3 protein-coding genes are annotated in these 5,900 nt (G+C 35.3%); 2 read left to right on the forward strand and 1 reads right to left on the reverse strand.

Features of this window, described 5'->3' with window-relative positions; translation table 11 throughout:
- Positions 1–237: 237 nt before the first annotated feature.
- The gene (locus F6K22_RS28875) at positions 238–1,644 is read left to right on the forward strand and encodes a protein kinase domain-containing protein (RefSeq protein WP_293106011.1); all 1,407 of its coding nucleotides are present in this window, start codon (positions 238–240) and stop codon (positions 1,642–1,644) included.
- A 1,428-nt stretch (positions 1,645–3,072) separates the two neighbouring features.
- On the opposite strand, the gene F6K22_RS28880 is transcribed toward F6K22_RS28875, so the two are convergent.
- Positions 3,073–3,354 (reverse strand): hypothetical protein, encoded by a 282-nt coding sequence (locus F6K22_RS28880; RefSeq protein ID WP_293106014.1) that lies wholly within the window; start codon positions 3,352–3,354, stop codon positions 3,073–3,075.
- 1,008 nt (positions 3,355–4,362) lie between these two features.
- On the opposite strand from F6K22_RS28880, the gene F6K22_RS28885 reads away from it, so the two are divergent.
- On the forward strand, positions 4,363–5,322 hold the full coding sequence (locus tag F6K22_RS28885; protein WP_293106017.1) for an MDR/zinc-dependent alcohol dehydrogenase-like family protein: 960 nt from the start codon (positions 4,363–4,365) through the stop codon (positions 5,320–5,322).
- The last annotated feature ends 578 nt before the right edge of the window (positions 5,323–5,900 follow it).

Consider the following 5,900-nt stretch of genomic DNA (forward strand, 5'->3'; position numbering starts at 1 on the left):
TTTTTGGTCTTGCTCACGAGTGAGAAAAATCCTGAAACGAGCGCCCATAAAAAAATCACCTTGATAGATCAACTTTCCGTATTTACTTATCTTTACATAGTTTGATTTTTTCGTGCCTACCTACTTATATATAATAATTAAACTTGAACTAAAAGAGGAGAATATCCAGATTTATCTACACTTTTATAAGTAAAGAAAATACGATTAATTGTTAGTTATTAAATAGATAGATTACAGATGTCAGCAAAAATTATCCTCACAATAACTGAAGGCAGTATCAAAGGTCAGCAGTTCATCTTTGAAGAGCGTACTACCTGTGTTATTGGTCGTTCCCATGACTGTTATCCTCAACTACCTAATGATCGAGCTCATCGGACTATTTCTCGATACCACTGTTTATTGGATATTAATCCTCCTGACATCCGTGTGCGTGACTTTGGTAGTAAAAATGGTACTTATATCAATGGCCAAAAAATCGGGCAGCGCCCAGCAAATCAAACCCCCCTGCAAGCTGCCCATCTAAATTTCCCAGAATATGACTTAAGTGAAGGTGATGAAATTAAAATTGGTCTTACTGCAATAAAAGTTAGTATCTTAGGAATTAGAGAAGGTGATAGAAGTGATTTTTTCAACGACTTAGGTACTAAGGATGAGGATGAAACTATTGCTGAATCAAAAGTTTTTCATGGTTCCACAACCGCTCAATTTAACCAACAGGAAATTGTCAAAAATCTGCAACAAATAGCTAATGAAGGAGAGCCTAGTCTCAAAGCTTTACAGAAATATACTATTATTAAAAAACTTAGCAGTGGAGAATGCAGTCAAGATTATTTAACTTTGAATGAGGATAGTGGGGAGTTATTAGTGCTGAAAATAATGCTGCCTCAAGTCAGGGTTAGTCAACGTGCTAGAGAAATGTTTCTTCAGCAGGTAGAAAATACCAAAGCTTTAGATCATCCTCACATAGTTAAATTTAAGGATTATTGTTATTTTAATGGTACTTTTTTCCTTACCTTTGAATATTGTCATGGTGGTACTGTAGTAGATTTAATGAAGCGAGGGGGAGGTAAATTATCAGTTGAACAGGCTCTAGAAATTATTCTTCAGGCGTTAGATGGTCTGGAATATGCTCATAATGCTGAAGTTCCTTATTTGAAACAAGGTGATACTAATTTTAGTGAGGGACGAGGTTTAGTTCACCGGGATTTAAAACCACATAATATTGTGCTGGGTAATGTTAGAGGTGCTTGTGTGGCGAAAATAGCTAACTATGGGTTGGCAAAAGCTTTTGATATAGCTGGTTTGAGTGGTCAAACTATGAGCGGTCTAACATTAGGATTACCTGTTTTTGTTCCCCGTCAACAGGTGATTAGTTTTAACTGTATGAAACCTGAAATGGATGTTTGGGCAATGGCAGCAACTCTCTACCATATGTTAACAGGAGCATACCCTCGTGATTTTTTGGAGAGAGACCCATTTTTAGTGGTTTTACAAACAAATGCTGTACCTATTCTAGAAAGAGATATTTCTATTCCAAAAAGGTTGGCAGAGGTTATTGATTTAGGATTAACTGATACACCTGAGATTTACTTTAAGAGTTCAGCTCAGTTTAAACAGGCTTTACTCAATTCAAGATCAAATTAGCTTCTTCTTTAAGTATCTTATTAATAGAAGAAATCTAACAGAAAAATTGAGCAGCTAATTTGATCGATCGCCTCGTCTTTTCCTGTTTGATTCTTTTAGTAATTCCAGATAAGTTGGGAAAATTTTTGATGATTCTATTTAATTCTTCAATCGGATGGGAAATTACTTTTTATTACCCTAGAAAAATTAGCTTTGTCCTTCCGCAACAGAGATACAGACCATTCTAGGTTGATGAAGTACAGTATAAATTACTGTTCAAAGGGTTTTTGAAGCATCAAATTCTAGGTTTCATTTTTGTTGCACCGATCCATAGAAACACTTTACCAAATTTACATGAAATAGGCTGTATCTACAATATTGAGTGTCTTGAATTTAAATCTTACATCTACTATTTTGTCAATGGCTAGAATTACTTGAGCATTTACACCTATCTGAATTTTGTTTTTTTGAGGTTGTCTAATTATTCTGAAAATTGGCATATTTGAGATGAGATTAACGTGAATACTAGGTTAGAGCCTTCTTGAGAAGAGTGTTTTTGAGATTTATGTACAACATTGGCATAATATCTTATGTACAGAGTATGATACCAAATCTCTCAAATAACGCAAGCTCGTGAAATATTTTGTCATAATCTTTGAATAAATTAGGTTGCTTTGATTTGAATAAACAATCTAAAAATTTAATTTAATTAGTGGAGCCTATGTTGAGCGATCGCCATTTAGTTTGTTTTTTTGAAATTAAGTTTGTAATAATTAAGAAAAATAGCACTAGAGGTAGTCAAAATTTTCCAATTGCTTTGTCATACTATAAATTTTGAGGGCGATCGCTCTATCTTTGGATTTTTATTTAGTTTGTCTGATTATCTGGTTTTGCAATAATTTTTCTACTACTAAGCAAGTTTCTAAGTTTTACGTTGATGGAAAGGGAGGTGCTGTATTAATTTATTAAATTTCCCACTTATGAGTTGGTATTAGACAACTTCGGAGGGTACTATCTAGGTTGTGTATAGCTCGATCGTAATTATCTACTTGTTTATTTTTTGAAATGTTTCTTTCAGCAGTTTTTTGGTTGTTTGAAAGTTATTTTTTGTCTGGTGTAATTGGGAGATTAGAAGATTCGTTTGGATTCTCAGCTTGAACCTGGAAATTAGCATCTGGTGTTGAACTATCACCATAAATTATCTCCACATTAGGAAGGATATAATATTTGCAGCCCCATTACAGGGGTGCATTAATCAACCAATTATTCCCAGTTTTATACAAACCACCCTTGATTCTTTTTCCTAATGGTTTCCCATCATTGGGTTTCTCACCATCAGTTGGTAGATTTTCACCATCTAACTTCGGTTTCTATCAATATTATTCCATACTCACAGCATAATTGACCAATTCTTTTTTTCACTCTAGCAGTAGGGATTCCTACAAATTCTCAATTATTTTTTTTTCCTAATTCTATTTGATTTTTCTGACCTTGATTCCTAGCAAATACAATTGTGTCGATCTTATTTTCTCGGCAATGATTAATTACTATTCTTGCTGCTTTATTAATACCTTCACGGATTTGGCGGTTACGTTTTTCTGTAATGGCAGCTAGTTTATTTGACCAAAATCGAGTCGGTTGATTTTCTTTAATAGTTGATACTTGTTTGTTGTCATTGCGATTCATTGATTTGAGCTGTTTCCCATCTACAACCCGCGCTAGTACCGACATTAGATACACAGGTCAACCAATTATTTAAACCAGGGTCTATTAGGTCGATATTTTCTTGATTTAGTTGAGGTTTAATTACTATTTTTTCATAGACAAATTATTGGGTAAAACATCGATTTCTGGGTAATAGCCTCAGTTCTTTGAGAGCAGAAAATGCTAGTAATCTAGCCATAGGAACTAAGAAGCTATCTATCCCAAACCCACCCTTACAAGTATTACAAGCGTGGCACCCTTATTTGATTACCTTTGAGTTTTAATGCTTGAGCTGGATAACTAACTGTAGCTAATCTGAGTTTTCCTTTTTTTCTATAGTTAGGTATTCTTGGTTTGTCTGCAATTTTACCTTCAGTATAAGCTTTAATGAGACTATAATAAGAACGCTTTGGATTCAGCTACAGTTCTCAATATTTGTTGTGCTCAAGAGCGAATGATTAACTTGAGTCTGGATAGTTATTTTTATAGACCTTTTCCAAATCAAAATGCCAATACTTTTCCTGGCTTTGAAAAATAATTGTCTGCCATAATATATTCCCATGTTAGTCAGCTTGTGAGATTGTTCGCACAAGAAGGTTAATATAGTATTAATTCAGAATTTTTATTTATTAAAACTTGCTGACAAGAGTACATTGGAAACTGGCGTGGGAAAAGTTATTGTTGATAAACATAGCACAGGACTACTAAAGTTGTCTAGTCTCAACGATTCCCTTGTTTTCATGCCTCGGTTCAAACATGGGGGGTTTCAACGTTGCTTTTTGGAATACTTAGCATTAAAATCCGACTCCTCGCCTTTCATCCATCCCTTAAAAGACGATGGCTTTCATGCTCCCGTGTTATTTAGGTAAACTTGAGGCAATTTAAAGTCTGGCAGAGGTTCTCCAAAAGGAATTATTTCCTTAGTTAAAGGTAATTTTTTGTTTGGTTTAACTGGAATATTATTAGTGAAACCCTGAAGAAACTACTCGCCTAAAATCAAATTAATTAAACCTACCCAAAAAAGAGAAATAAACAATGAAAGGAATTTGGCTAGAAAACCAACAACTTCAACTTCGCACTGACCTCCCCACACCCGAACCCCCAGAAGGAGAAGCACTTGTCCGGGTCTTGCGGGCAGGTATTTGCAATACAGACCTAGAACTTCTCAGAGGTTACTACCCCTACAAAGGAATCTTAGGCCATGAGTTTGTCGGTGTGGTCGAACAAGGACCAGAAAATTTACTCAATCAAAGAGTAGTCGGAGAAATTAATGCTGCTTGTGGTGAGTGTCGCTTTTGCTTGAGCAACCAACCTACCCACTGTGAAAATCGGACAGTCTTAGGAATAGTTAACCGTAACGGAGCTTTTGCCGAATATCTCACCTTGCCAGTCAAAAATCTCCATACAGTTCCTGATAGTATCTCAACAGATGAAGCTACATTTACTGAACCAGTCGCAGCAGCATTGGAAATTCAACAACAAATACAAATTTGCCCAGTAGATAAAGTATTAGTAGTGGGGGATGGTAAACTCGGACAGTTAGTCGCACAAACTTTAGCTTTAACTGACTGTCAGTTATTAGTTATTGGTCGTCATCAGGAAAAACTGGCAAATTTAGAGGAGCGGGGAATTAAAACTGGGTTTGCTGATGCTGTTACTACAGGAGCTTTTGATGTGGCAGTCGAATGTACTGGTAACCCAGAAGGGTTTGCTATTGCTCGTCGCGCTCTCCGACCCCGTGGTATTTTAGTTCTCAAAAGCACTTATGCAGGGAATCTGAGTTTGGATATTTCCTCATTGGTGGTGGATGAAATTACTTTAGTTGGTTCTCGTTGCGGACCTTTTGAACCAGCATTAGAACTTTTGTCACAACATAAAGTTAATGTTAGGCCATTAATCCAAGCTCATTATCCTTTAGAAGCTGGAATGGATGCTTTTGCTCATGCTCAGAAGAAGGGAGTTTTAAAAGTATTAGTGGATATTGGGCGAGAATAGGGTATTTTTTGGTAGACAAAAATATCTGTATAGCAATCCTATTTAAGTTGTAATATTTTGGTGGCAGTTAGTAGTCAGGAGTCATAATTTCAGAGGTTTTCAGTAAAAATTAACTGTGATAAAAATTCTCACAAACAATGGGGGGGATTGCTATATATTTATTTATGCTCAGATATATTTTATGCTACCATTTCCCTGTTCCCTAGCTCTAAAAATTTATTTGGCAAAGAATTTTTTGTTGCTAAACTGTCATGGAAAAAAAGCTCTTGTTTCCACTACAAATTTATTTGGAGTGTAAGCATTCAACTATCAGCTATTAATGAGAGTAGGAGGTAAAAGCAATTGAGCAATTGAGAAATTGAGATTGAGAAATTGAGATTGAGAAATTGAGAGAGAATTAAAATTTACCGCCAAAGTACCCTCCTTTAATTTTAGAAGGAATTATTCATTATTTGGTAATAGCTGACTGCTAAGAGCTAAATGCTTACTTTAGAGTAATCTCAAGTTCAGATAATTACTGATAAATAAAATATCAAGTCTTTCCAACAGAGAAGAAATAAACCGAATAAATCAATTTA

The organism is Okeania sp. SIO2F4, from assembly GCF_010672385.1.
GTDB lineage: Bacteria > Cyanobacteriota > Cyanobacteriia > Cyanobacteriales > Microcoleaceae > Trichodesmium.

Coding starts and splice junctions, on each gene's coding strand:
- F6K22_RS28875 (WP_293106011.1), top strand. CDS start 238: ATGTCAGCAAAAATTATCCTCACAATAACTGAAGGCAGTATCAAAGGT.
- F6K22_RS28880 (WP_293106014.1), bottom strand. CDS start 3,354: ATGTCGGTACTAGCGCGGGTTGTAGATGGGAAACAGCTCAAATCAATG.
- F6K22_RS28885 (WP_293106017.1), top strand. CDS start 4,363: ATGAAAGGAATTTGGCTAGAAAACCAACAACTTCAACTTCGCACTGAC.